At 66.5% G+C, this 22,702-nt stretch carries 21 protein-coding genes and 1 tRNA gene; 18 read left to right on the top strand and 4 right to left on the bottom strand.

The annotated features are described in order from the left end of the window. Nucleotides 1-88 precede the first annotated feature (88 nt). The 6 genes from trpB to ACUZUJ_RS15720 all read left to right on the top strand — a co-directional run bounded on the left by trpB (nucleotide 89) and on the right by ACUZUJ_RS15720 (nucleotide 5,987). Entirely contained in the window at nucleotides 89-1,306 is a 1,218-nt protein-coding gene (gene trpB / locus ACUZUJ_RS15745) for a tryptophan synthase subunit beta (RefSeq protein ID WP_049445561.1), read from the top strand. Continuing rightward, nucleotides 1,303-1,983, top strand: a complete 681-nt coding sequence (locus tag ACUZUJ_RS15740) for a hypothetical protein (RefSeq protein ID WP_014037961.1) — start codon at nucleotides 1,303-1,305, stop codon at nucleotides 1,981-1,983. The genes trpB and ACUZUJ_RS15740 overlap by 4 nt, the downstream gene beginning before the upstream one ends. Nucleotide 1,984: 1 nt before the next feature. Further along, nucleotides 1,985-2,794 (top strand): tryptophan synthase subunit alpha, encoded by an 810-nt coding sequence (gene trpA, locus ACUZUJ_RS15735; RefSeq protein ID WP_458220478.1) that lies wholly within the window; start codon nucleotides 1,985-1,987, stop codon nucleotides 2,792-2,794. A 217-nt stretch (nucleotides 2,795-3,011) separates the two neighbouring features. Next, nucleotides 3,012-3,887, top strand: a complete 876-nt coding sequence (accD, locus tag ACUZUJ_RS15730) for an acetyl-CoA carboxylase, carboxyltransferase subunit beta (RefSeq protein ID WP_458220477.1) — start codon at nucleotides 3,012-3,014, stop codon at nucleotides 3,885-3,887. Then, a complete protein-coding gene (gene glmM / locus ACUZUJ_RS15725; protein ID WP_049445557.1) occupies nucleotides 3,887-5,248 on the top strand; it encodes a phosphoglucosamine mutase in 1,362 nt (453 codons plus the stop codon). Before accD ends, glmM begins: the two co-directional genes overlap by 1 nt. A gap of 256 nt (nucleotides 5,249-5,504) precedes the next feature. Then, on the top strand, nucleotides 5,505-5,987 hold the full coding sequence (locus tag ACUZUJ_RS15720; RefSeq protein ID WP_458220476.1) for an RcnB family protein: 483 nt from the start codon (nucleotides 5,505-5,507) through the stop codon (nucleotides 5,985-5,987). Between the two features lie 48 nt (nucleotides 5,988-6,035). Here the strand turns inward: ACUZUJ_RS15720 and galE are convergent, their stop codons facing one another. From galE to ACUZUJ_RS15700, 4 genes are all read right to left on the bottom strand, one after another. Then, the gene (gene galE, locus ACUZUJ_RS15715) at nucleotides 6,036-7,058 is read right to left on the bottom strand and encodes a UDP-glucose 4-epimerase GalE (protein ID WP_458220475.1); all 1,023 of its coding nucleotides are present in this window, start codon (nucleotides 7,056-7,058) and stop codon (nucleotides 6,036-6,038) included. Between the two features lie 74 nt (nucleotides 7,059-7,132). Beyond that, nucleotides 7,133-7,990, bottom strand: coding sequence for a polysaccharide deacetylase family protein (locus tag ACUZUJ_RS15710; protein ID WP_014037956.1), 858 nt, complete (start codon nucleotides 7,988-7,990; stop codon nucleotides 7,133-7,135). Beyond that, complete coding sequence (locus tag ACUZUJ_RS15705) at nucleotides 7,983-9,128, bottom strand: glycosyltransferase family 4 protein (protein WP_458220474.1); 1,146 nt, start codon at nucleotides 9,126-9,128, stop codon at nucleotides 7,983-7,985. Before ACUZUJ_RS15705 ends, ACUZUJ_RS15710 begins: the two co-directional genes overlap by 8 nt. A 20-nt stretch (nucleotides 9,129-9,148) precedes the next feature. Beyond that, nucleotides 9,149-11,026, bottom strand: coding sequence for a DUF3413 domain-containing protein (locus ACUZUJ_RS15700; RefSeq protein WP_458220473.1), 1,878 nt, complete (start codon nucleotides 11,024-11,026; stop codon nucleotides 9,149-9,151). A gap of 196 nt (nucleotides 11,027-11,222) precedes the next feature. Here ACUZUJ_RS15700 and ACUZUJ_RS15695 point away from each other — a divergent pair, with 196 nt between their 5' ends. The 12 genes from ACUZUJ_RS15695 to nuoH all read left to right on the top strand — a co-directional run bounded on the left by ACUZUJ_RS15695 (nucleotide 11,223) and on the right by nuoH (nucleotide 22,700). Continuing rightward, nucleotides 11,223-12,158, top strand: coding sequence for an isopenicillin N synthase family dioxygenase (locus ACUZUJ_RS15695; RefSeq protein WP_135966402.1), 936 nt, complete (start codon nucleotides 11,223-11,225; stop codon nucleotides 12,156-12,158). Nucleotides 12,159-12,947: 789 nt separating this feature from the next. Continuing rightward, the gene (gene tpiA / locus ACUZUJ_RS15690; protein WP_014037952.1) at nucleotides 12,948-13,703 is read left to right on the top strand and encodes a triose-phosphate isomerase; all 756 of its coding nucleotides are present in this window, start codon (nucleotides 12,948-12,950) and stop codon (nucleotides 13,701-13,703) included. Nucleotides 13,704-13,734: 31 nt separating this feature from the next. Beyond that, nucleotides 13,735-14,172 (top strand): preprotein translocase subunit SecG, encoded by a 438-nt coding sequence (secG, locus tag ACUZUJ_RS15685; protein WP_014037951.1) that lies wholly within the window; start codon nucleotides 13,735-13,737, stop codon nucleotides 14,170-14,172. Nucleotides 14,173-14,223: 51 nt separating this feature from the next. Next, nucleotides 14,224-14,308, top strand: a tRNA-Leu gene (locus tag ACUZUJ_RS15680). Between the two features lie 111 nt (nucleotides 14,309-14,419). Beyond that, complete coding sequence (locus tag ACUZUJ_RS15675) at nucleotides 14,420-14,776, top strand: NADH-quinone oxidoreductase subunit A (protein WP_008265012.1); 357 nt, start codon at nucleotides 14,420-14,422, stop codon at nucleotides 14,774-14,776. Further along, the gene (locus ACUZUJ_RS15670; RefSeq protein ID WP_005417936.1) at nucleotides 14,767-15,321 is read left to right on the top strand and encodes a NuoB/complex I 20 kDa subunit family protein; all 555 of its coding nucleotides are present in this window, start codon (nucleotides 14,767-14,769) and stop codon (nucleotides 15,319-15,321) included. Before ACUZUJ_RS15675 ends, ACUZUJ_RS15670 begins: the two co-directional genes overlap by 10 nt. Before the next feature lie 33 nt (nucleotides 15,322-15,354). Next, a complete protein-coding gene (locus tag ACUZUJ_RS15665) occupies nucleotides 15,355-16,104 on the top strand; it encodes an NADH-quinone oxidoreductase subunit C (RefSeq protein WP_005410462.1) in 750 nt (249 codons plus the stop codon). Continuing rightward, nucleotides 16,101-17,408 (top strand): NADH-quinone oxidoreductase subunit D, encoded by a 1,308-nt coding sequence (locus ACUZUJ_RS15660; RefSeq protein WP_006458796.1) that lies wholly within the window; start codon nucleotides 16,101-16,103, stop codon nucleotides 17,406-17,408. The genes ACUZUJ_RS15665 and ACUZUJ_RS15660 overlap by 4 nt, the downstream gene beginning before the upstream one ends. Before the next feature lie 97 nt (nucleotides 17,409-17,505). Next, a complete protein-coding gene (gene nuoE, locus ACUZUJ_RS15655) occupies nucleotides 17,506-18,033 on the top strand; it encodes an NADH-quinone oxidoreductase subunit NuoE (protein WP_312719740.1) in 528 nt (175 codons plus the stop codon). A 4-nt stretch (nucleotides 18,034-18,037) separates the two neighbouring features. Next, nucleotides 18,038-19,378, top strand: coding sequence for an NADH-quinone oxidoreductase subunit NuoF (gene nuoF / locus ACUZUJ_RS15650; RefSeq protein ID WP_005410459.1), 1,341 nt, complete (start codon nucleotides 18,038-18,040; stop codon nucleotides 19,376-19,378). Beyond that, on the top strand, nucleotides 19,375-21,609 hold the full coding sequence (gene nuoG, locus ACUZUJ_RS15645) for an NADH-quinone oxidoreductase subunit NuoG (RefSeq protein ID WP_458220655.1): 2,235 nt from the start codon (nucleotides 19,375-19,377) through the stop codon (nucleotides 21,607-21,609). The genes nuoF and nuoG overlap by 4 nt, the downstream gene beginning before the upstream one ends. Then, entirely contained in the window at nucleotides 21,606-22,700 is a 1,095-nt protein-coding gene (gene nuoH, locus ACUZUJ_RS15640) for an NADH-quinone oxidoreductase subunit NuoH (RefSeq protein ID WP_006458641.1), read from the top strand. Before nuoG ends, nuoH begins: the two co-directional genes overlap by 4 nt. Nucleotides 22,701-22,702: the final 2 nt, after the last annotated feature.

Genomic DNA, 22,702 nt, shown 5'->3' with positions numbered 1-22,702 from the left:
CCTGACGATATGCGCCAGATAATATCCATTTTCCGGTCACGACCCGTGCGCTAGAGTATCCACCTGTCTCGAACCAGCGGTCGCTTCCATGTCTGCCTCCCCCATTGCCGACTACCACGCCTTCCCGGATGCCCAGGGCCATTTCGGCCGCTACGGCGGCAGCTTCGTTGCCGAAACCCTGGTCGGCCCGCTGCAGGAACTGGCCCAGGCCTATGACCAGGCCCGCCAGGACCCGGCATTCCAGGTCGCCTACGATCGCGACCTGGCCCATTACGTGGGCCGGCCGAGCCCGATCTACCACGCCCAGCGCCTGAGCGACCATGTCGGCGGCGCGCAGATCCTGCTCAAGCGCGAAGACCTGAACCACACCGGCGCGCACAAGATCAACAACACCATCGGCCAGGCGCTGCTGGCGGCGCGGATGGGCAAGAAGCGCATCATCGCCGAGACTGGTGCCGGCCAGCACGGCGTGGCCAGCGCCACCGTTGCCGCGCGGCTGGGCTTGGAATGCGTGGTGTACATGGGTGCCACCGACATCGAGCGGCAGAAGATCAACGTCTACCGCATGAAGCTGCTCGGCGCGACGGTGGTGCCGGTCACCTCCGGCTCGGCCACCCTGAAGGACGCGCTCAACGAAGCGATGCGCGACTGGGTGACCAATGTGCAGGACACCTTCTACATCATCGGTACGGTCGCCGGCCCGGATCCCTATCCGCGCATGGTGCGCGACTTCAATGCCATCGTCGGCCGCGAGGCACGCGAGCAGATGCTGGCCGAGTACGGCCGCCTGCCCGATGCGATCACCGCCTGCGTCGGCGGCGGCAGCAATGCCATCGGCCTGTTCCATGCCTTCCTCAACGATCGCCAGGTCGAGATCGTCGGCGCCGAAGCCGCAGGTGATGGCATCAGCACCGGCCGCCACGCCGCGTCGATCGCCGCCGGTCGTCCCGGCGTGCTGCATGGCAACCGCACCTATGTGCTGTGCGACGACGACGGCCAGATCATCGAGACCCATTCGGTGTCGGCCGGCCTGGACTATCCGGGCGTCGGCCCCGAGCACGCATTCCTGGCCGACACCGGCCGTGCACGCTACCTCGGCATCACCGATGAAGAAGCGCTGCAGGCCTTCCACCTGCTGGCGCATACCGAGGGCATCCTGCCGGCGCTGGAGTCCAGCCATGCGCTGGCACAGGCGATCAAGCTGGCGCGTGAGCGTCCGCGTGACCAGATCGTGCTGTGCAATCTGTCCGGCCGTGGCGACAAGGACGTGCATACCATCGCCGCGCGCGAAGGGCTGGTGCTGTGAGCGCGCTGCTGCGCAACAGTGGCGTGCTGCTGCTGGCGCTGGGGTTGGCCGCATGCCAGCCGCCGGAGCCGCCGGTGCTGGCACCGGCCGCCAAGGCCACCACGCAGCCGGCACAGCAGCCGGCCGCCAACGATGACCTCGACCCGATGGCGCGTGCGCCGATTGTCGATCCGCCGTCCATGGAAGATACGGACAGCGATGGCGCGCCCGCGGTGGTCTCGGTGGCGCTGGACCATGCCGGCGAGGTGCTGATCGGCCAGCATATGACCGATCTGAAGGCACTCGGGCCGTGGACCGCGCAAGGGGCGGTCGAAGCCATCGGCGGCAGTTGCGAGTACTACGACGGCAAGGGGCTGCCGCCCGGCGTGTCGATGATGACCGATGAAGATCGCGTCGTCCGTTTCGATCTCGGCCTGGATCCGGAGAGCGGGGCGCCGACCCAGCAGCCCGGTCCGTTCGGCCTGCGTGTCGGCATGACCCGCGCCCAGGCCATGGCCCAGTTCCCGAAGCCGCCGGTATCCAGCCCGCATGCCTACGACGGTGACCAGGGCGAGTACCTCACCTGGCAGGACCCGGGTTCGGACCTGGGTATCCGCGTGGAACTGTTTGAAGGGAGGGTCACCCAGATGTACTGGGGAACCAGCGATGCGATTGAACTGATTGAAGGATGTGCCTGAAATGTCCGTATCCCGACTCGATGCCTGTTTCCAGCGTCTGCGCGAACAGCAGCGCAAGGCGCTGATCCCCTTCGTCACGGCCGGTGATCCCTCGCTGGAGGCCACCGTGCCGGTCATGCACGCACTGGTCGATGCCGGCGCCGACGTGATTGAACTGGGCGTGCCGTTCTCCGACCCGATGGCCGATGGCCCGACCATCCAGCGCAGCTCCGAGCGCGCGCTGGCGCGCGGTGCTGGCAGCCGCTACGTGCTGCAGGCCGTGGCGCAGTTCCGCGAGCGCGATGCGCAGACCCCGGTGGTGCTGATGGGCTACCTGAACCCGGTGGAGATCCACGGCTACGCGGCCTTCGCCAAGGCCGCCGTGGACGCCGGCGTGGACGGCGTGCTGCTGGTCGACCTGCCGCCGGAAGAGGCGGGCGAAGCCCTGCAGGCGTTCGACGCAGCCGGCCTGGCGCTGGTGCTGCTGGCGTCGCCGACCACCAGCGAAGCGCGCGCCGACAAGCTGCTGGCGTTGGCCCGTGGGTATCTCTATTACGTCAGCTTTGCCGGTGTCACCGGCGCGTCCGAGCGCCTGGACAGCGATGCCGCCAGTGCCCGCCTGCAGGCGTTGCGTGCGCGTGCGTCGGTGCCGGTGGTGGCGGGCTTCGGCATCAAGGATGCCGACAGTGCTGCGGCCATGGCCCGCCAGGCCGACGGCGTGGTGGTGGGCAGCGCGCTGGTGTCGGCGCTGGCCGAAGCGGGCTCGGCGGAAGAGGCCGCGCAGCGCGCCCGGGCCTTCCTTGCCCCGCTGCGGCAGGCGCTGGACGCGTAACAGGACGGCCGGCCGCTGGCCGGCATCGTCCATACCCGCCTGCGCGCAGGGGTCGCCGGCCAGCGACCGGCACTTCCCTCGCACCTAAACGTACGTCCCAGCATGGTTTTTTCCGGCGGCCCCGTGGCTGGCAAGGGGGTGCACGGGCGGGGAAAGCGGAGCTAGACTGTCCGCCTTTGCGGCCCCTGGGCCGCCCTGAACGGAAGTGTCCTCCCGCATGAGTTGGCTCAGCAAGTTGATGCCGTCCGGCATCCGCACCGACAATACCCCCAGCAAGAAGCGCAGTGTCCCCGAGGGCCTGTGGGAAAAGTGCAGCAACTGCGGCAGCGCGTTGTACCGTCCGGAACTGGAAGAGAACCTGGAAGTCTGCCCGAAGTGCGGCCATCACATGGCGATCCGTGCGCGTGCGCGCCTGGCTGCCCTGTTCGATGCCGACAGCACCACCGAGATCGGTGCGCGCCTGGGCCCGACCGACCTGCTCAAGTTCAAGGACCAGAAGAAGTACAGCGAGCGCATCAAGATCGCGCAGAAGAATACCGGCGAGTACGACGCGCTGATCGCCATGCGCGGCCTGCTCAAGGGCCGTGCGCTGGTGGCCTCGTCGTTCGACTTCGCCTTCATGGGCGGCTCGATGGGCTCGGTGGTCGGCGAGCGTTTCGCACTGGCCGCGGAAACCGCGGTCGAGATCGGTGCGCCCTACGTGTGCTTCTCGCAGAGCGGTGGCGCGCGCATGCAGGAAGGCCTGTTCTCGCTGATGCAGATGGCCAAGACCTCGGCTGCGCTGGGCAAGCTGCGTGAAGCCGGCCTGCCGTACATCTCGGTGCTGACCCATCCGACCACCGGCGGCGTGTCGGCCTCGTTCGCGATGCTGGGCGACATCAACATCGCCGAGCCGCAGGCGCTGATCGGCTTCGCCGGCCCGCGCGTGATCGAGCAGACCGTGCGCGAAAAGCTGCCGGAAGGCTTCCAGCGCTCGGAGTTCCTGCTGGAGCACGGTGCCATCGACCAGATCTGCGACCGCCGCGAAATGCGCGATCGCCTGGCCGATCTGCTGGCAATGCTGGGCCGTCAGCCGGCGCCGGAGGTGGCGTGATGGGAGGCCGCAAGTACTTCGGTACTGATGGCATCCGTGGGCGGGTCGGCCAGGGCGTGATCTCGGCCGACTTCGTGCTGCGCCTGGGCAACGCCCTGGGCCGTGTCCTGGTCGCGCAGCGCGGCCAGGATGGGCGCCGGCCGATCGTGGTGATCGGCAAGGACACCCGCATTTCCGGCTACATGTTCGAAGCGGCACTGGAAGCCGGCCTGGTCGCCGCCGGCGCCGACGTACAGCTGCTGGGGCCGATGCCGACCCCGGCGGTGGCGTTCCTGACCCGCACGCTGGGCGTGGATGCCGGCATCGTCATCAGCGCCTCGCACAACCCGCACTACGACAACGGCATCAAGTTCTTTTCCGCCCAGGGCGAGAAGCTCGACGATGCCACCGAGCTGGCCCTGGAAGCGGCGCTGGACGTTCCGTTCACCACCGCCGAATCGGAAAAGCTGGGCAAGGCGTCGCGTGCGCGCGAGGCGGTCGGCCGCTACATCGAGTTCTGCAAGGCCAGCGTGCCGCGCGCGTTCGACCTGCGTGGCGTACGCCTGGTGCTGGATTGCGCGCACGGCGCCACCTACCAGATCGCACCGTTGCTGTTCCGCGAACTGGGCGCCGAGGTGATCGGCATTGGTGCCGAGCCCAACGGCGTCAACATCAACGCCGGCGTGGGTTCCACCCATATCGACAACCTGGCGGCCAAGGTCCGCGAAACCCGCGCCGATCTCGGCATCGCCTTCGATGGCGATGGTGACCGCGTGCTGATGGCCGACGACCAGGGCAATCCGGTCGACGGCGATGACCTGCTGTACATCCTGGCACGCGCCTGGAAGGCCGAAGGCCGCCTGCGCGGCCCGGTGGTCGGCACGCTGATGAGCAACTACGGTGTGGAGAAGGCATTCGCCGACCTGCAGATTCCGTTCGTGCGCAGCAATGTCGGCGATCGCTACGTGCACCAGGCGCTGATGGAAGGCGGCGGCGTGCTCGGCGGCGAAGCGTCCGGCCACCTGCTGTGCCTGGACCGGGCCACCACCGGTGACGGCATCGTCAGCGCGCTGCAGGTACTGGTGGCGCTGCGCAACAGCGGGCAGACCCTGCGTCAGGCGCTGAAGGGGCTGGTGCGGGTGCCGCAGAAGACGGTCAACGTGCGGCTGGGCAATGTCTCGGCCAAGGCCACGGTGCAGGCCGACAGCGTGCAGGCCGCGCTGGCCGTCGCGCAGCAATCGGTGGCCGGCCGTGGTCGTGCATTCCTGCGCCCGTCCGGTACCGAGCCGGTGGTGCGGGTCACGGTCGAGGCCGATGATGCAACGCTGATGCAGGACACGCTGGACCGCCTGTCCGCCGCGGTGCGCGACGCCGCCGCCTGAGGCTGGCGACGGTACAACCTGGCACCCCGACATGGCCGCTTCTGCGGCCATGTCGCTTTCCAGCACTACTGACTGAACCGATCGCGACCCATGATCACGTTCAGCTGCGGCTGTGCGCTTTGTGACGCGCTCTGAACGATGCGCGGCGTATCCCCGGCATCAGGATCCCCGCATCGACGCACGCGATGCGCAGGCGGGGGCCCGGTCGGAGCGGACCACGCTCCATCCTTCTTCCTTCGTTGCAAGGACCATGACCATGAACACCTCACTGCGCTACAGCCGCCGCCTGCTGGCAGGTGCGCTGCTGGTGCTGCCGCTGCTGGGCGGTGTCTCCATTGCCAGTGCCGAGCGCCGGCCCGAAGGCGGGCCGCATATGACCGCCCCACGCGAGGAGCCCCTGCGGGCGCCGTGGGGCTATCCGCGAATGGAGCGGCCACGTGAGCTGGTCAATGCACGACCGGTGTTCCGCGATGACTACCGGCACAATTTCCGTGCCGACCATGCCTTCCGCATCGGCCCGTACCATCCGCCGGTCGGCTACGCCTACCAGCGTTGGCATTACGGTCAGATCCTGCCGCGCCCCTACTGGGTCGGAGACTACATCCTCAACGACTTCTGGCTGTTCGGCCTGGACATGCCGCCGATGGGCTACGAATGGGTTCGCTACGGTCCTGATGCGCTGCTGATCAACACGGGCAACGGCGAGATCGTGCAGGTCGTCTACGGGCGATTCTTCTGACTGACAGAACCTGCCTGCGTCACGGCGCAGGCAGGTGCAGTCGTTCGTTCACGGGCGTGTCGGTGGCGCTTGGGCCGGCATTTCCCGCTGCCACTTCCAGGTGTCACGACACATGTCGGCCAGCGAGTGACGGGCCTTCCAGCCCAGCTCGCGCAGCGCCAGCGAGGCGTCGGCGAAGCTGACCGCGATGTCGCCATTGCGTCGCGGGACGATGCGGAATGGAATCCGGATCCCGGTGACCTGCTCGAAGGCCTGGATCAGTTCCAGCACGCTGTGGCCCTGGCCGGTGCCGAGGTTGAGCGTGATGCTGCGCCGCTGGTCGCGCAGGAACTGCAGGGCCAGCACGTGGGCGTTGGCCACATCCTGCACATGGATGTAGTCGCGTACGCCGGTGCCGTCATGGGTCGGATAGTCATCACCGAAGACCTGGACTTCCGGCAGCAGGCCAGCAGCGACCTGCGCGATGTAGGGCATCAGGTTGCTCGGCGTGCCGTGCGGCAGCTCACCGATCAATGCCGTGTCATGTGCGCCGACCGGATTGAAGTAGCGCAGCGTCGCCACGTGCAGGTCCTGGCCCGTCGCGACCAGGTCCGCGAGCAGTTGCTCCACCACCAGCTTGGTACGGCCGTAGGGCGTCATTGCACAGGTTGAAGCGGACTCGGCCACCGGGCAGTGCTCCTGGTTGCCGTACACGGTGGCGGAGGAGCTGAAGACCAGCAGCGTCACCCCCGCATCCTGCATCGCACCGAGCAGGGCGATCGTGCCGCTGATGTTGCTGTCGAAGTACTGCAGGGGCACCTTCTGCGATTCGCCCACGGATTTGAGCGCCGCGAAGTGCAGCACGGCATCGATCGCATGCTGCTGCATCAGGGCGGCCATGCGCAGTCGATCACGGATGTCAGCCTGCACGAACACCGGTGCCGTGCCGGTGATCCGTCCGATACGCTCGACGACGCTGGCGTCGCTGTTGCACAGCGAGTCCACGATGACGACGTCGTGTCCCTGCTGCAGCAGCTCGACGCATGCATGCGAGCCGATATAGCCAGCGCCGCCGGTCACCAGTACGTTCATTGCCTTCACTGTTCCTTCGAATCCATTCAAGAATCGGGTGCTGCCGATCACAGGGATGGGCGCCTCTGCGCCGTTTACGGGCCCGGCACCATCTTCTTCTGCCGGGCCTTGAAGCCGTTGAAGATCGGCGCGATCAGCGGGTTGTAGCTCCAGGCGATGCGTTTGCGCAGCCAGCTGGCCGGGCGGTTGCGGATCGCGAAACGGTAGATGCGCTCCGGATCTCCACCCACCACGTTGCGGCCGAACGGATGGGTGGTATGCAGGTAGCGGAAGCCCTGTTCGCGCGCCACTTCGATGTAGTCATCGTCGAAGTCGCCATAGGGCCAGCACAGCGTGTCGGAGACTTCGCCGAGCTTCTCCAGCAGCGTCTGCCTGGCCATCGCCAGGTCACCGCTGATGCCTTCGCGGCGCTGTGCACGATCCAGGTCGTCACGCTTCAGCCAGCGGGTGTGGCTGTGGGTATGGCAGTGGACCTCGAACGTGCCCGCTTCGATCGCCGCGCGCGCTTCGCTCCAGCGCATCATCACTTCGTCGCTGCGGCCTTGCTTGTAGATCAGGTCTTCGCAGGCACGGTGCTCCGGCGTAACCGGCAGCTCGGCGCCTTCGATGCCGGCGTGCGGGCGCACCGGGCCTTCGTGCATCCAGCCGGTGACCACGAACACCACCGCATGCATGCCGTACTTCTGCAGGATCGGGTGGGCGTAGACCCAGTTGTCCAGGTAGCCATCATCGAAGGTGATCACGATCGACTTGCGCGGTACCGGCTTGCCGGCAAGGAAGTCGGCGTACTGATCCAGCGTCAGCGATGTCCAGCCGGTACGTGCCAGCCAGGCGATCTGGCTCTCGAAGTTCTCCGGGGATACGGTGATCATGCCCGGCGAGTTGCTGACATGGTGGTGCATCAGCACCGGTACGGTTCTGGCATTAGCCATGACCCAGCTCCTTCAACCATTGGAGGTAATAATTTTCGGTGGCCTCGCCATGGCCGGCCGCGCTGAACCGCGCAGTGCTGCGGATCCAGTCCCAACCGGCACGGCCCATCTGCCGCCGACGTTCCGGATCGTCCACCAGCAGGCGCAATGCGCCGGTGAGGGCGGCGTCATCGCCCAGCCGGGTGAGGATGGCATTGCTACCTTCCACCAGCATTTCAGGCACGCCGCCGACGCGGTGCGAGACGATCGGCAGCGCTGCCTGCGCGGCTTCGAGGAACACCGTGCCCGAAGCCTCCTTGTGTGTGGCCAGGGCGAAGACGTCGAAACCGGCCATCAGCCGGTGGGCGTCGCTGCGGAAGCCGAGCAGATGCACCTGCTGCTCCAGGCCGAGTTCGCTGCGCAGGGCCTGCAGGCGGCCCATCACCGGCTCACCGTCGCCTATCACGCACAGGTGAAGATCGGGGTTGGCCCTGCACAAGGGTGCAATGGCATGCAGCAGTTCGGCATGGCCCTTGGCTTCGCGCAGCACGGCCACGCAGCCGACCACGATGTCGCGCTCGGCGAAACCGAGTTCGGCACGCACCTGTGCACGGGTGTCCTGCAGTCTTGTCCAGGGATCGCCCTGCTCGGCACTGTCCCAGCGTGGCGGCGTCGCCATCGGCGGCACGATGCCGATGCGCTCTGCGGCGATGCCACGGTCGACCAGCAGCTGCTTGACGAAGTCGCTGACAGTGATGATCCGGTGCGGCAGGCCGGTATAGGTCAGCAGTGAGTTGACCGGGCTCATCAGGTGGCGCGAGCGCACCACCAGCGGTGTGCCGCCGAGGCGTGCACCGGCCGCGGCGATCAGCGCATCACGGCGGCTGGTGGTGTTGACCACGTCATAGCGCTCGCGGCGCACCAGTCGCGAGACCGACCAGATGCCGCGCAGCAGGCGCGGCAGGCCGCCCATGCGCAGGGTGTGCACGGTGAAGCCATCATCGCGTGCAAGCTGGGCCAGTCGCGCCTCGGGCTGGCACAGCAGCGCCACCTCGTGGCCACGCGCGCGCATCACCTGCATGTGGCGGAAGATGTAGATCTCCTGCCCGCCCATTCCCTTGGCGGCTTCGGTGTGCAGGATGCGCAGCGGACGGTTCATGCGGGATCGATCCTTGAGGGTCAGCGGTTGCGGAAGCGGGTCAGCGCTTCCCATGCAGTGCGTACGGCGGCTGCGTCCGGCGCCTGCTGCGGCAGCGGGCGGTAGTGCAGGTCCAGGGCGGTGGCGTTGCCGAATTTGTCGAACACGTAGATGGCGTCGCCATGGCGTATCGCACGCTGCGACCAGCTTTCGACCACCAGGGCGCGCTGGCCCTGCGGCTCGGCCAGCAGGTCCTGGCCGGTGCTGTAGTCGCCCAGCGCGTTCTCGCAGCCCAGTGCGTGGCGCATCAGTGTCGGCACCCAGTCTTCGTGCGAGCTGGTGCGTGCGTCGTGGCCAGCGGCCTTGCCCGGCCAATGCAGCACGAACGGGACCTGCAGCTGGTAGTCGGAGAAGTTGCCGTTGTGGCCCCAGTAATTCAGCTTCAGGTCGTTGAACTCTTCGGCATGGTCACCGGTGACCAGCACGATGGTGTCCTCGGCCAGGCCCTGTGCACGGAGGTCGTCGAGCAGCGTGCCGATCAGGCTGTCGGCATAGTGCACGGCGGTGCGGTAGCGGTTGAGTTCCGGCGTCGGATCATGCTCCGGGCCGAACTTGAGGAAGTCGATGTCCGCGGCCATTGGCGTCGCCACCGGCGGGTAGCCGTCGGGCATGTGGTAGGGCGCATGGGTGGAGTCGAGGAACACGAAGCCGAACCACGGGCGCTGCGCGGCCTGGCTGGCGCGGATGTCCTGCTGCAGTGCACTGATGATGGCGCGGTCGCGGCCGTCGGACTTCAGCGCCGACGGCCCCTGGTGCAGCTGGTCGCGCACATCGGCGAACACGGTGCGGTCGAATTCCGGGCTGTACATCGGCGCGCTGCCGTACAGGTGCAGGTCGTAGCCCTGCTGGCCCAGCACCTGGAACAGCTGCGAGCCACGCTGCTCGTCAAGCATGCTTGGCCAATAGCCGCCGGGCAGGCCGTAGAGCAGCCCGAACAGGCCGTAGCGGGTGGCATTGCCGGTGCTGAAATGGTGGTCGAACACGCGCGCATCCTGCGCCAGCGCCGACGCGTTGGGCATAAGCTGCGGTGTCAGCACATCGTGGCGCAGCGACTCCAGTACCACCATCAGTACATTGGGGCGATGTGGGCTCTGGCAGCGCAGCGGATGCAGCGGGTACAGCAGCTGCGCATGGCGCGGGTCGGGCAGGCCGGCATGCTGCTGGCTGACCACGCCCAGGCGCCGCATGAAGCTCTTGGCCGTGATCGGCTGTGCCCACGGCAGGTAGTTCCACTGCGCGATCACATCGCGGTCGCCGCGGGCGTCGTAGTAGGCCGTGGCGACCTGGCCGCCGCCCATCAGCAGCGCGACCACCGCCCAGGCCTGCAGCACCCGTCGACGGCGCGGCGCGGCCGGCAGCAGTTTCCAGCACGCCCAGGCCAGCAGGCCCTCGGCGGTGAACACTGCGGCAACCAGCAGGCCGACCTGCAGCCAGGTCTTCCAGGACAGGGCAACCTGGTCCTGCAGGGCGCCGCCGAACACCATGTTCACGACCATGGCATTGAGGTGGAAGCGGTACAGGGTGAAGACCTTGGCGTCGACCAGCAGCAGGCACAGCCACAGGCCCTGCAGCACGACCGCGCTGATGCTCAGCGTACGCGCACTGCGCGGCCACAGGCCCAGCAGCAACGGCAGCAGGCCGGCCAGCGCACCGAATGCGAGCAGGTGGCCGGGCAGGGCGACCGCCAGATAGGCCAGGCCGGCGCCGCCGCCCGGATTGTCACGCAGCGGTATATTGCCCAGCGCGATCGCCGCGGCCAGCACCGCATTGCCGGCGATGAACAGCGACCACCAGGCCAGCCGGCGCCAGCGCCGGGCAGAACCTTCAATGGCGGGGGCGGCAGGGGCAGCTGCGGGCATGGCGGGGCAGGTTCAGGGGGGGGGCGGGAGAGGGGCGGGGCCAACGTGACGGAAGCGTTACTCCGCGCGCGGGTCGCGCATTGTATCGGTTTGTTTCCTTGTATCGAGTGGCGTCCCCCGGGCGATCTGTCACAATGTTCAGGCGGGCCATGAATGCGTTGGCCCCCTCAGACCCAACGACAAGCCAGGAACCGCTGTGAGCCAGATCCCCACCCTCGATATCACCCGTTTCGACAGCGACCGCGAGGCCTTCGTGGCCGAGCTGGGCGCGGCCTACCGCCAATGGGGATTCGCGGGCATCCGCAACCACGGCATCCCGCAGGCCGACATCGACGCGGCCTACGATGCCTTCAAGGCCTTCTTCGCCCTGCCGGAAGAGGTCAAGCGCAAGTACCACGTGGCCGGCAGCGGCGGCGCCCGCGGCTATACCCCGTTCGGCGTGGAGACCGCCAAGGGCTCCAAGCATTTCGACCTGAAGGAGTTCTGGCACATCGGCCGCGAAATCGCCGACGATTCCAAGTACCGGGACGTGATGGCGCCGAACCTGTGGCCGACCGAGGTCGACGGTTTCCGTGAGCGCGGTTACGGCCTGTACCAGGCGCTGGACAACCTGGGTTCGCGCGTGCTGTCCGCGCTGGCCCTGCACATCGGCCTGCCGGAGGACTTCTTCGCCGACAAGACCAACTTCGGCAACTCGATCCTGCGCCCGATCCACTACCCGCCGATCACCACCGACGACATTCCGAACGTGCGTGCCGGTGCCCACGGCGACATCAACTTCATCACCCTGCTGGTCGGTGCCAGTGCCGCGGGCCTGGAAGTGCAGTCGCACGAGGGCGAATGGGTGCCGTTCACCTCGGACGCGGACACCATCGTGGTCAACATCGGCGACATGCTGCAGCGCCTGACCAACCACGTGTATCCGTCGACCATCCACCGCGTGGTCAACCCCCCGGGTGACCTGGCGCGCCAGCCGCGCTACTCGGTGCCGTTCTTCCTGCACCCGAACCCGGACTTCCTGATCGACGTGCTGCCCTCGTGCATCACCGCGGAGAACCCGAGCCGGTACCCGGAGGCGATCACCGCCCACGGCTTCCTCGAGGAACGCCTGCGCGAGATCAAACTGAAGTAATAAGAAGTGAAGGCCGCCGAAAGGCGGCCTTTTCCTTTGCAGGGCTGCGCCCTGCACCCGCAGAGGCCGAAGCCAGAGCCAAAGCCAAAGCCAAAGCCAAAGCGGCTCTGGGTTTCTACTGGTTGGGCGGGGCGGTGTGGGTTGGCAGGACACGCCGTGAACCCGTCCCTGGGGGCTCGATGGCGCCATCCATGGCGCCAACGGTCCTGCCAACCCACACCGCCCCACCCCCGACAGTTTCCCGGTGGCGGGGGGTAAATCGGGATTTCCGGTAGGTGTCGACCTTGGTCGACACGGTAGATCCACCCCATGCGTGTGGGGTAGGGGTCAGATCCCTTTTCCGCAGGAAAAGGGATCTGACCCCGGCAGCCACCCGCAATGCCGCTTTTGCTATTGCTCTTCTTTCTTTCCGTGGCGGGCGGAACCGCCGGAATGTGTCAGAGGCCGGGCGGGTGGGAATGGCGGGGTGTCTGATCAGTCCGCGGCATGGATGCCGCGGCCAAGCCCCCAGGGGTGAGGGCGCTTTGCTTGCGAAGCACTGCTTCGCAAGCGTCCGAACGCACAGCCGCCAGCGGCTGGGCCGGCCTGGGGGTTTACGGCGTCCCCCGCCATCGCCACCCACCCGGCCAGTCCCCCAAATCCGACCGGGCTCTCTGCGACCAACCACCCCCGCCCCGCCACGAGGGGCTGCGCCGTTGGCTGAAAATCCATGTAACCGCTTACACGGAAACGGATTTTTGCCGTAGCGGGTATCATGACCGGCTGACTTCACACAGGAGCCACCCGCTCATGCGCCGCAAGATCGTCGCCGGAAACTGGAAGCTGCATGGCAGCCGTCAATTCGCCAATGAACTGCTGGGGCAGGTGGCCGCCGGGCTGCCGCTGGAGGGGGTGGACGTGGTGATCCTGCCGCCGCTGCCGTACCTGGGCGAGCTGGTCGAGGACTTCGGCGAGACCGGCCTGGCCTTCGGCGCGCAGGACGTGAGCAGCAACGAGAAGGGTGCCTATACCGGCGAGGTCTGCGCGGCCATGCTGGTCGAGGTCGGGGCCCGCTATGGCCTGGTCGGCCACTCCGAGCGCCGCCAGTACCATCATGAAAGCAGCGAGCTGGTCGCGCGCAAGTTCGCCGCCGCCCAGCATGCCGGCCTGGTGCCGGTGCTGTGCGTGGGCGAGACCCTGGAGCAGCGCGAGGCCGGGCAGACCGAAACGGTCATTGCCAGCCAGCTGGCGCCGGTGCTGGAGCTGGTCGGCGCGGCCGGTTTCGCCAAGGCCGTGGTCGCCTACGAGCCGGTCTGGGCCATCGGTACCGGTCGTACCGCCAGCAAGGAGCAGGCGCAGCAGGTGCACGCGTTCATCCGTGGCGAAGTCGCGCGTATCGATGCTAGAATCGCTGATTCACTGCCCATTGTTTACGGCGGTAGCGTGAAGCCCGACAATGCCGGGGAACTGTTCGCGCAGCCGGATGTCGATGGTGGGCTGGTCGGCGGCGCCTCCCTGGTGGCCGCGGACTTCCTGGCCATCGCACGGGCGGCGGCCGCGAACTAATCCTAGAAGTATTGTCCGAGGGCGGTTTCCAATGCTGATGTTGATCCTCAATGTCGTCTACGTGCTGGTCGCTGTGGCCATGATCGCGCTGATCCTGATGCAGCGTGGCTCGGGTGCGGCGGCGGGTTCGGGCTTTGGCGCCGGTGCCTCGGGCACGGTGTTCGGTGCGCGCGGCGCCTCGAACTTCCTGTCCAAGTCGACCAAGTGGCTGGCTGTCGTGTTCTTTGGCATCAGCCTCTTCATGGCCTGGTACGCCGGTCACGGCACCCGCCCGGCGGCCGACCAGGACCTGGGTCTGATGTCCGCCCCGGCGGCGACCGCTCCGGCGGCTCCGGCGGGCGAACTGCCGGCCGTTCCGAAGGCCGATGCGGTCCCGGCCGCCCCGGTTCCGGCCGCGAATGTGCCGGCTAAGGCGGAATCTTCGGTTTCTGGTGAAGAAAAGCCTTCGGAAGGCTCCCAGAAAGACTGAAGCCGGTTACAATACGCGGCGCATCGGGAACATAGTCTGATGTGATCGTTTGCCCAGGTGGCGGAATTGGTAGACGCACTACCTTGAGGTGGTAGCGACGCAAGTCGTAGGGGTTCGAGTCCCCTCTTGGGCACCATTTGTAAGTAAAGCGGGTTCGTCTGGCGCGCAAGGCGCCAGGCAGATTCCCGTCCACTCCCCCATGCCAAAGCGCCTGCAGGCGCAGCGGCAGAGGCAAGAGAGAATCGCTGTGCTGGCCGAATATTTGCCGTCTCTGCTGTTTCTGATCGTTGCCACCGGTATCGGCATTACGCTGATGCTGGTTGGTCGATTCCTCGGTCCCCGCCGCCCCGATCTGGAAAAGCTGTCGCCGTACGAGTGCGGCTTCGAGGCCTTCGAAGACGCGCGCATGAAGTTCGACGTGCGCTACTACCTGATCGCGATCCAGTTCATCGTCTTCGACCTGGAAATCATCTTCATCGTGCCGTGGACCCAGGTCTTCATGGAACTGGGCGCCCGTTCGCTCATCACCATGGGCCTGTTCGTCGGCATGCTGTTCCTCGGTTTCATTTACGTCTGGAAGAAGGGAGCGCTGGAATGGGAGTGATTCAGACTCTCGATGGCCTCATGAACAACCCGTCGCCGGAAGGCCGGGTTGATGACATCCTGCGGCCGGAAGGCGACAACCCGCTGCTGGAAAAGGGCTTCGTCACCACCAGCGTCGACGCACTGCTGAACTGGGCGCGCACCGGCTCGATGTGGCCGATGACCTTCGGCCTGGCCTGCTGCGCGGTCGAGATGATGCACGCCGGCGCCGCGCGCCTGGACCTTGACCGCTACGGCGTGGTGTTCCGCCCGTCGCCGCGTCAGTCCGACGTGATGATCGTGGCCGGTACCTTGGTCAACAAGATGGCCCCGGCGCTGCGCAAGGTCTACGACCAGATGCCGGACCCGAAGTGGGTCATCTCGATGGGTAGCTGCGCCAACGGCGGCGGCTATTACCACTACTCCTATTCTGTCGTGCGCGGCTGTGATCGCGTGGTGCCGGTGGACGTCTACGTCCCGGGCTGCCCGCCGACCGCCGAGGCGCTGGTGTACGGGATCCTGCAGCTGCAGAAGAAGATCTGGCGTACACAGACCATCGCCCGCTGACCCCTTCACCTGACAAGAGCGCGCCAAGCCCCCATGGCAGAGCAAGCATCCTTCATCGACCGACTCTCCGCACGTTTCGCAGGTGCGAAGGTCATCGTGGTCGAACCCCGCGGCGAAGTGACGCTGGAAGTGCCTGCCGCCGAGTGGCACGCCACCGCCCTGGCGCTGCGTGACGAGTTTGGTTTCGAGCAGGCCGTGGATCTCTGCGGCGTCGACTACCTCGGTTATGGCTCCGACGAATGGGACACCGCCGACGTGTCCTCGCAGGGCTTCAGCCGTGGCGTCGAAGGCAAGGCCCAGGGCCGCTTCGCGTGGGGCGAGTTCCCCACCGAGGAAAACGGTGCCGACGGTGCCCGCCCGCAGCACATGCCGACCCAGCGTTTCGCCGTGGTCGCCCAGCTGCGTTCGTACCAGCACAACCTGATGATGCACCTGCGCTGCTTCGCCCCTGACGAAGCACTGCCGGTGGTGTCCTCGCTGACCGGCATCTGGCCGGGCCTGAACTGGTTCGAGCGCGAAGCGTTCGACCTGTACGGCGTGATCTTCGAAGGCCACCCGGACCTGCGCCGGATCCTGACCGACTACGGTTTCGTCGGCCATCCGTTCCGCAAGGACTTCCCGCTGATCGGCAATGTCGAAGTCCGCTACGACGAAGAAAAGAAGCGCGTGATCTACGAACCGGTCACCTCGGTGGAGCCGCGCGTCGGCGTGCCGCGCGTGATCCGCGACGACGCCCGTCTGCAGACCGCAGAAGGTGAGCGCGCGCAGGAGGCAGTGAAGTGAGCCACGTACACCAGGCCGGCGAAGCATTCGCCAGCAACGCCGCCGAAAGCCGGCAGGAAATCCGCAACTACACCATGAACTTCGGCCCGCAGCATCCGGCCGCTCACGGTGTGCTGCGCCTGATCCTGGAAATGGACGGCGAGACCATCATGCGCGCCGACCCGCACGTGGGTCTGCTGCACCGTGGTACCGAGAAGCTGGCCGAGTCCAAGCCGTTCAACCAGTCGATCGGCTACATGGATCGCCTGGACTACGTGTCGATGATGTGCAACGAGCACGCCTACGTGCGCGCGATCGAGACCCTGATGGGCATCGAGGCGCCGGAGCGTGCGCAGTACATCCGCACCATGTACGACGAAATCACCCGCATCCTCAACCACCTGATGTGGCTGGGTTCCAACGCGCTCGACCTGGGTGCGATGGCGGTGATGCTGTACGCCTTCCGCGAGCGCGAAGAGCTGATGGACTGCTACGAAGCGGTCTCCGGCGCGCGCATGCACGCGGCGTACTACCGTCCGGGCGGTGTCTACCGCGACCTGCCGGACCACATGCCGAAGTACAAGGAATCGCGCTGGCACAAGGGCAAGGCGCTGAAGCAGCTCAATGCTTCGCGCGAAGGCTCGCTGCTGGACTTCCTGGAGAACTTCACCGTCGAGTTCCCCAAGCGCATCGACGAATACGAAACCCTGCTGACCGACAACCGTATCTGGAAGCAGCGTACCGTCGGCATCGGCGTGGTCACTCCGGAACTGGCCCACCAGTGGGGCATGACCGGCGTGATGCTGCGCGGCTCGGGCATCGCCTGGGACCTGCGCAAGAAGCGTCCGTACGCCAAGTACGATGCCGTCGATTTCGACATCCCGCTGGGCAAGGAAGGCGACTGCTACGACCGCTACCTGGTCCGCGTTGCCGAAATGCGCGAGTCCAACCGCATCATCAAGCAGTGCGTGGCGTGGCTGAAGGCCAACCCCGGCCCGGTCATGGTCAAGAACTTCAAGGTCGCTCCGCCCAAGCGCGAGGACATGAAGGACGACATGGAAGCGCTGATCCACCACTTCAAGCTGTTCAGCGAAGGCTATTGCGTGCCGGCCGGCGAAACCTACGCGGCAGTGGAAGCGCCCAAGGGCGAGTTCGGCTGCTACCTGGTCTCCGATGGCGCCAACAAGCCCTTCCGCGTGCACCTGCGCGCACCGGGCTTCGCCCACCTGTCCTCGATCGATTCGATCGTGCGCGGCCACATGCTGGCCGACGTGGTGGCGATGATCGGTACCTACGACCTGGTGTTCGGCGAGGTTGACCGGTAATGCCGTCCGCCACGCCAACGCCCGCTGCAGGCAGCCGGCGCAAGCCGGCGCCGCAGTTTCTGGAATTTCACGTTATGCATTTCGCTGAGGTCGGCCGATGAAGGCGACAGGTAATTTCGAGGCGGCGCGCGACGTCGACCCGATGGTGGTGCTGAGCGACAAGACCCGCGCTCACATCGATCACTGGCTGTCCAAGTTCCCGCCGGACCGCAAGCGCTCTGCCGTGCTGCAGGGCCTGCATGCGGCCCAGGAGCAGAACGAGGGCTGGCTGACCGACGAACTGATCGCCGGCGTGGCCAAGTACCTTGATCTGCCGCCGGTGTGGGCCTACGAGGTCGCCAGCTTCTACTCGATGTTCGAGACCGAGAAGGTGGGCCGCAACAACGTGGCCATCTGCACCAACATCAGCTGCTGGCTCAATGGCGCCGAGGACATCGTCCGCCATTGCGAGAAGAAGCTGGGCATCAAGCACGGTGAATCGACCCCGGACGGCCGCATCTACCTCAAGCGCGAGGAAGAGTGCCTGGCCGGCTGCGGTGGCGCGCCGATGATGGTCATCAACGGTCACTACCATGAGCGTCTGACCCTGGAAAAGGTCGACGAGCTGCTGGACGGGCTGGAGTAAGGGCATGGCACATCACCACGAATCCAAGGGTCCGGTCGGCCCCGCGCCGCTGCCGCACCAGGTGGTCTACACCACCCTGCATTACGACACCCCGTGGTCGTACGAAAGCTACCTGAAGACCGGTGGCTACGCCGCCCTGCGCAAGATCCTCGAAGAGAAGATCCCGCCGGAGCAGGTCATCGAGATGGTCAAGGCCTCGGGCCTGCGCGGCCGCGGTGGCGCGGGCTTCCCGACCGGCCTGAAGTGGTCCTTCATGCCCAAGGGCAACATGCAGAAGTACATCCTCTGCAACTCGGACGAATCCGAGCCGGGCACCTGCAAGGACCGCGACATCCTGCGCTACAACCCGCATTCGGTGGTGGAAGGCATGGCGATCGCCTGCTACGCCACCGGTTCGACAGTGGGTTACAACTACCTGCGCGGTGAGTTCCATCACGAGCCGTTCGAGCACTTCGAGCAGGCCCTGGCCGACGCCTATGCAAATGGCTGGCTGGGCAAGAACGTGATGGGCTCGGGCGTGGACATCGACATCTACGGTGCGCTGGGCGCCGGCGCGTACATCTGCGGCGAAGAAACCGCCCTGATGGAATCGCTGGAAGGCAAGAAGGGCCAGCCGCGCTACAAGCCGCCGTTCCCGGCCAACTTCGGCCTGTACGGCAAGCCGTCGACGATCAACAACACCGAAACCTACGGTTCGGTGCCGGCGATCATCCGCAACGGTCCGGAGTGGTTCAAGGGCCTGAGCCTGACCGCCAACGGCGGTCCGAAGTGCTTCTCGGTGTCCGGCTGCGTGCAGAACGGCGGCAACTTCGAAGTGCCGCTCGGCACCAAATTCCACGACCTGCTGGAAATGGCCGGTGGCCTGCGTCCGGGCCGCACGCTGAAGGGCGCGATCCCGGGCGGCGTGTCGATGCCGGTGCTGACCGCGGCCGAGCTGAAGGATCTGCCGATGGACTACGACACCATCCGTGCGCTGGGCTCCGGCCTGGGTTCGGGTGCGATCGTGGTGCTCGACGACAGCGTCTGCTGCGTCAAGTTCGCCTGCCGCATCAGCCAGTTCTTCCACAAGGAATCGTGCGGCCAGTGCACCCCGTGCCGTGAAGGTACCGGCTGGATGCACCGCGTGCTGGAGCGCATCGTCGCCGGCAAGGCCACGATGGAAGACCTGCACCAGCTGAAGGCGGTGGCCGGCCAGATCGAAGGCCACACCATCTGTGCGTTCGGCGAAGCGGCTGCATGGCCCATCCAGGGCTTCCTGCGCCAGTTCTGGGACGAGTTCGAGTACTACATCGTCAACGGTCATTCGATGGTTGACGGCAAGAAGGTGGAGGCAGCCGCCGCATGAGCGCGCAACCCGTAAATCCGAGCGTCCCACCCGATCACGTCACCATCGAGATCGATGGTAAGTCGCTGGTCGTGCCCAAGGGCTCGATGATCATCCAGGCGGCCGACAAGGCCGGCATTTCGATTCCGCGCTTCTGCTACCACGAGAAGCTGCCGATCGCCGCCAACTGCCGCATGTGCCTGGTGGACGTGGAGAAGTCGCCGAAGCCGGCGCCGGCCTGCGCCACCCCGGTGATGGATGGCATGAAGGTCGCCACCCGCAGCGAGAAGGCACTGAAGTTCCAGCGCTCGGTCATGGAGTTCCTGCTCATCAACCACCCGCTGGACTGCCCGATCTGCGATCAGGGCGGCGAGTGCGAGCTGCAGGACGTGTCGCTGGGCTATGGCCGTTCGGTCAGCCGCTTCAACGAGCGCAAGCGCGTGGTGCCGGACGAGGATATGGGCCCTCTGGTCGCCACCGAGATGACCCGTTGCATCCAGTGCACCCGCTGCGTCCGCTTCACCGCCGACGTTGCCGGTACCTATGAACTGGGTGGCATGTACCGCGGTGAGAACCTGCAGATCGGTACCTTCGACGGCAAGCCGCTGACCACCGAGCTGTCCGGCAACGTCGTCGACGTCTGCCCGGTCGGCGCGCTGACCAACAAGGTGTTCCAGTTCCGCGCCCGCCCGTGGGAACTGACCGCGCGCGAATCGCTGGGCTACCACGACGCGATGGGTTCGAACCTGTTCCTGCACGTGCGTCGCGGCGAAGTGCTGCGCACCGTGCCGCGCGACAACGAAGCCGTGAACGAGTGCTGGCTGTCCGACCGTGACCGCTACTCGCACCAGGGCCTGTACAGCGAAGACCGTGCGGTCAAGCCGCTGCGCAAGGTCAATGGCGAGTGGAAGGAAGTGAGCTGGGCCGAAGGCCTGGCCGCGGCCGCCGAGATCCTCAAGGCCAACCAGGGCGACAACCTGGGCGTGCTGGTGCACCCGTCGACCTCGAACGAGGAAGGCGCGCTGCTGGCCCGCCTGGCCAAGGGCCTGGGCTCGAGCAACATCGACCACCGCATCAACAACCGCGATTTCTCCGACGCTGCAACCGCCGAAGTGTTCGGCCTGCCGCTGGCTGAGATCGAAGGCGCTGACCGCATCGTCGTTCTGGGCAGCAACATCCGCCACGAACTGCCGCTGCTGCACGCCCGCCTGCGCAAGGCGCAGACCACCAACGGCGCGAAGATCCACGTCGTCAACCCGGTGGACTTCGACTTCGCCTTCAGCATCGCCGGCAAGCAGATCGTCGCGCCGTCGAAGTTCGTCGACGCGCTGGCCAACGCCGAGCTGCGTTTGGCGGTGCAGGGCGGCAACAACACCGTGCTGATCGTCGGTGGCATTGCCGAAAACCACCCGCAGGCTGCCGCGATCCGCGCTGCCGCGCGTGACTTCGCTGCCGCCACCGGTGCCAAGCTGTGCCGCATCCCGCAGGGCGCCAACGCCGTTGGCCTGACCCGCGCCGGCGTGCTGCCGGCCGGCAAGGACGTCGCCGCGATGCTGGCGCAGCCGCGCCAGGCCTACGTGGTGTACGGCCTGGAGCCGGGCCTGGACTTCGCCGACGCTCCCGCCGCGCGCAAGGCGCTGGCCGGTGCCCAGGTGGTGGCCTTCAGCCAGTTCGCCTGTGCTTCGACCCGCGACGTCGCCGACGTGATCCTGCCGATCGGCGCGCTGCCGGAAATCGACGCCACCCTGACCAACCTCGATGGTCGCGAGCAGTCGGCCCGTGCCGGCGGCAAGCTGCCGGGCGAGGCCCGTGAAGGCTGGCGCGTGCTGCGCGCCCTGGGCGGCGACCTGGCTGTGGCCGGTTTCGACTTCACCGACCTGGCCGGCCTGCGCGCCAGCCTGGCCCCGGTGTCGGTCACCGTTGCCGCCTCGGCACAGCCGGCGGTTGCCGGCGAAGGCCTGGAAGTGGCTTCGACCGCCGCGATCTACCGCACCGATGCGGTGGTCCGTCGCGCCCCGGCGTTGCAGTCGCATCCGCTCAACAACGCCCCGCGCATCGTGCTGAACGCTGAAGATGCCGCTCGCCTGCAGCTGCAGGAAGGGCAGATGGCCAAGGTCGGCACCGATGCCGGCAAGGCCACCCTGCCGGTGGTGGTCGACGCCCGCGTCGCTGCGGGTTCGGTCTGGATTGAATCGGGCCACGGCGCGACCGCGCCGCTGGGTGCCGCTCGCGTAACGGTGGTGGCTGCATGAACGAATTGCTGTTGAACGCGGTCGACCCGCTGCACCAGTGGCTGCTTGGCCTCGGTGACATCGGCGCGCTGATCTGGATCATCCTGAAGATCCTGGTGATCACCGTGCCGGTGATCATCTCGGTGGCCTTCTACGTGGTCTGGGAACGCAAGCTGATCGGCTGGATGCACGTCCGCCACGGCCCGATGTACGTGGGCATGGGCATCTTCCAGGCCTTCGCCGACGTCTTCAAGCTGCTGTTCAAGGAAGTGGTCCAGCCAAGCAGCGCCAACAAGGCGATCTACCTGCTGGCCCCGCTGATCACCCTGGCCCCGGCCTTTGCGGCCTGGTCGGTGGTGCCCTTCGATTCGCAGATCGTGCTGTCCAATGCCAACGCCGGCCTGCTGTACCTGCTGGCGATGACCTCGCTGGGCATCTACGGCATCATCCTGGCCGGTTGGGCGTCCAACTCGAAGTATGCGTTCCTGGGTGCGATGCGCGCCTCGGCGCAGATGATCAGCTACGAAATCGCCATGGGCTTCGCCCTGGTCGGCGTGATGATCGCGTCGGGCAGCTTGAACCTGAGCAACATCGTGATGGCGCAGGCCGGCAGCTCCGGCTTCTTCGACTGGTTCCTGCTGCCGCTGTTCCCGCTGTTCGTCATCTACTGGGTGTCGGGCGTGGCTGAAACCAACCGCGCGCCGTTCGACGTCGTGGAAGGCGAATCGGAAATCGTCGCCGGCCACATGGTCGAATACTCCGGCGGTGCATTCGCCCTGTTCTTCCTGGCCGAATACGCGAACATGATCCTGATCAGCTTCCTGATCTCGATCTTCTTCCTCGGCGGCTGGCTGAGCCCGGTGCAGGGCTGGGTCAACTTCGGCGACGTCTCGCCGCTGGTCGACTGGATCTGGAAGGGGGGTGCGCCGTGGCTGTTCGTCAAGGTGTTCTTCTTCGCCAGTGCCTACATCTGGTTCCGTGCCAGCTTCCCGCGCTTCCGCTATGACCAGATCATGCGCCTGGGCTGGAAGGTCTTCATTCCGCTGGCCATTCTGTGGATCGCGGTTACCGCCGTCATGGTGTTCTTCGGCGTGATTCAAAAGGGCGTCTAAAG

The organism is Stenotrophomonas sp. S4 (assembly GCF_054187805.2).
This window is presented reverse-complemented; position numbering and strand designations above follow the sequence as displayed.

Bases quoted from the DNA above. Each gene is read 5' to 3' on its own strand.
- trpB (WP_049445561.1), top strand. From the start codon at position 89: ATGTCTGCCTCCCCCATTGCCGACTACCACGCCTTCCCGGATGCCCAG.
- trpA (WP_458220478.1), top strand. From the start codon at position 1,985: ATGTCCGTATCCCGACTCGATGCCTGTTTCCAGCGTCTGCGCGAACAG.
- accD (WP_458220477.1), top strand. From the start codon at position 3,012: ATGAGTTGGCTCAGCAAGTTGATGCCGTCCGGCATCCGCACCGACAAT.
- glmM (WP_049445557.1), top strand. From the start codon at position 3,887: ATGGGAGGCCGCAAGTACTTCGGTACTGATGGCATCCGTGGGCGGGTC.
- ACUZUJ_RS15720 (WP_458220476.1), top strand. From the start codon at position 5,505: ATGAACACCTCACTGCGCTACAGCCGCCGCCTGCTGGCAGGTGCGCTG.
- galE (WP_458220475.1), bottom strand. From the start codon at position 7,058: ATGAACGTACTGGTGACCGGCGGCGCTGGCTATATCGGCTCGCATGCA.
- ACUZUJ_RS15710 (WP_014037956.1), bottom strand. From the start codon at position 7,990: ATGGCTAATGCCAGAACCGTACCGGTGCTGATGCACCACCATGTCAGC.
- ACUZUJ_RS15705 (WP_458220474.1), bottom strand. From the start codon at position 9,128: ATGAACCGTCCGCTGCGCATCCTGCACACCGAAGCCGCCAAGGGAATG.
- ACUZUJ_RS15700 (WP_458220473.1), bottom strand. From the start codon at position 11,026: ATGCCCGCAGCTGCCCCTGCCGCCCCCGCCATTGAAGGTTCTGCCCGG.
- tpiA (WP_014037952.1), top strand. From the start codon at position 12,948: ATGCGCCGCAAGATCGTCGCCGGAAACTGGAAGCTGCATGGCAGCCGT.
- secG (WP_014037951.1), top strand. From the start codon at position 13,735: ATGCTGATGTTGATCCTCAATGTCGTCTACGTGCTGGTCGCTGTGGCC.
- ACUZUJ_RS15670 (WP_005417936.1), top strand. From the start codon at position 14,767: ATGGGAGTGATTCAGACTCTCGATGGCCTCATGAACAACCCGTCGCCG.
- ACUZUJ_RS15665 (WP_005410462.1), top strand. From the start codon at position 15,355: ATGGCAGAGCAAGCATCCTTCATCGACCGACTCTCCGCACGTTTCGCA.
- nuoE (WP_312719740.1), top strand. From the start codon at position 17,506: ATGAAGGCGACAGGTAATTTCGAGGCGGCGCGCGACGTCGACCCGATG.
- nuoF (WP_005410459.1), top strand. From the start codon at position 18,038: ATGGCACATCACCACGAATCCAAGGGTCCGGTCGGCCCCGCGCCGCTG.
- nuoG (WP_458220655.1), top strand. From the start codon at position 19,375: ATGAGCGCGCAACCCGTAAATCCGAGCGTCCCACCCGATCACGTCACC.
- nuoH (WP_006458641.1), top strand. From the start codon at position 21,606: ATGAACGAATTGCTGTTGAACGCGGTCGACCCGCTGCACCAGTGGCTG.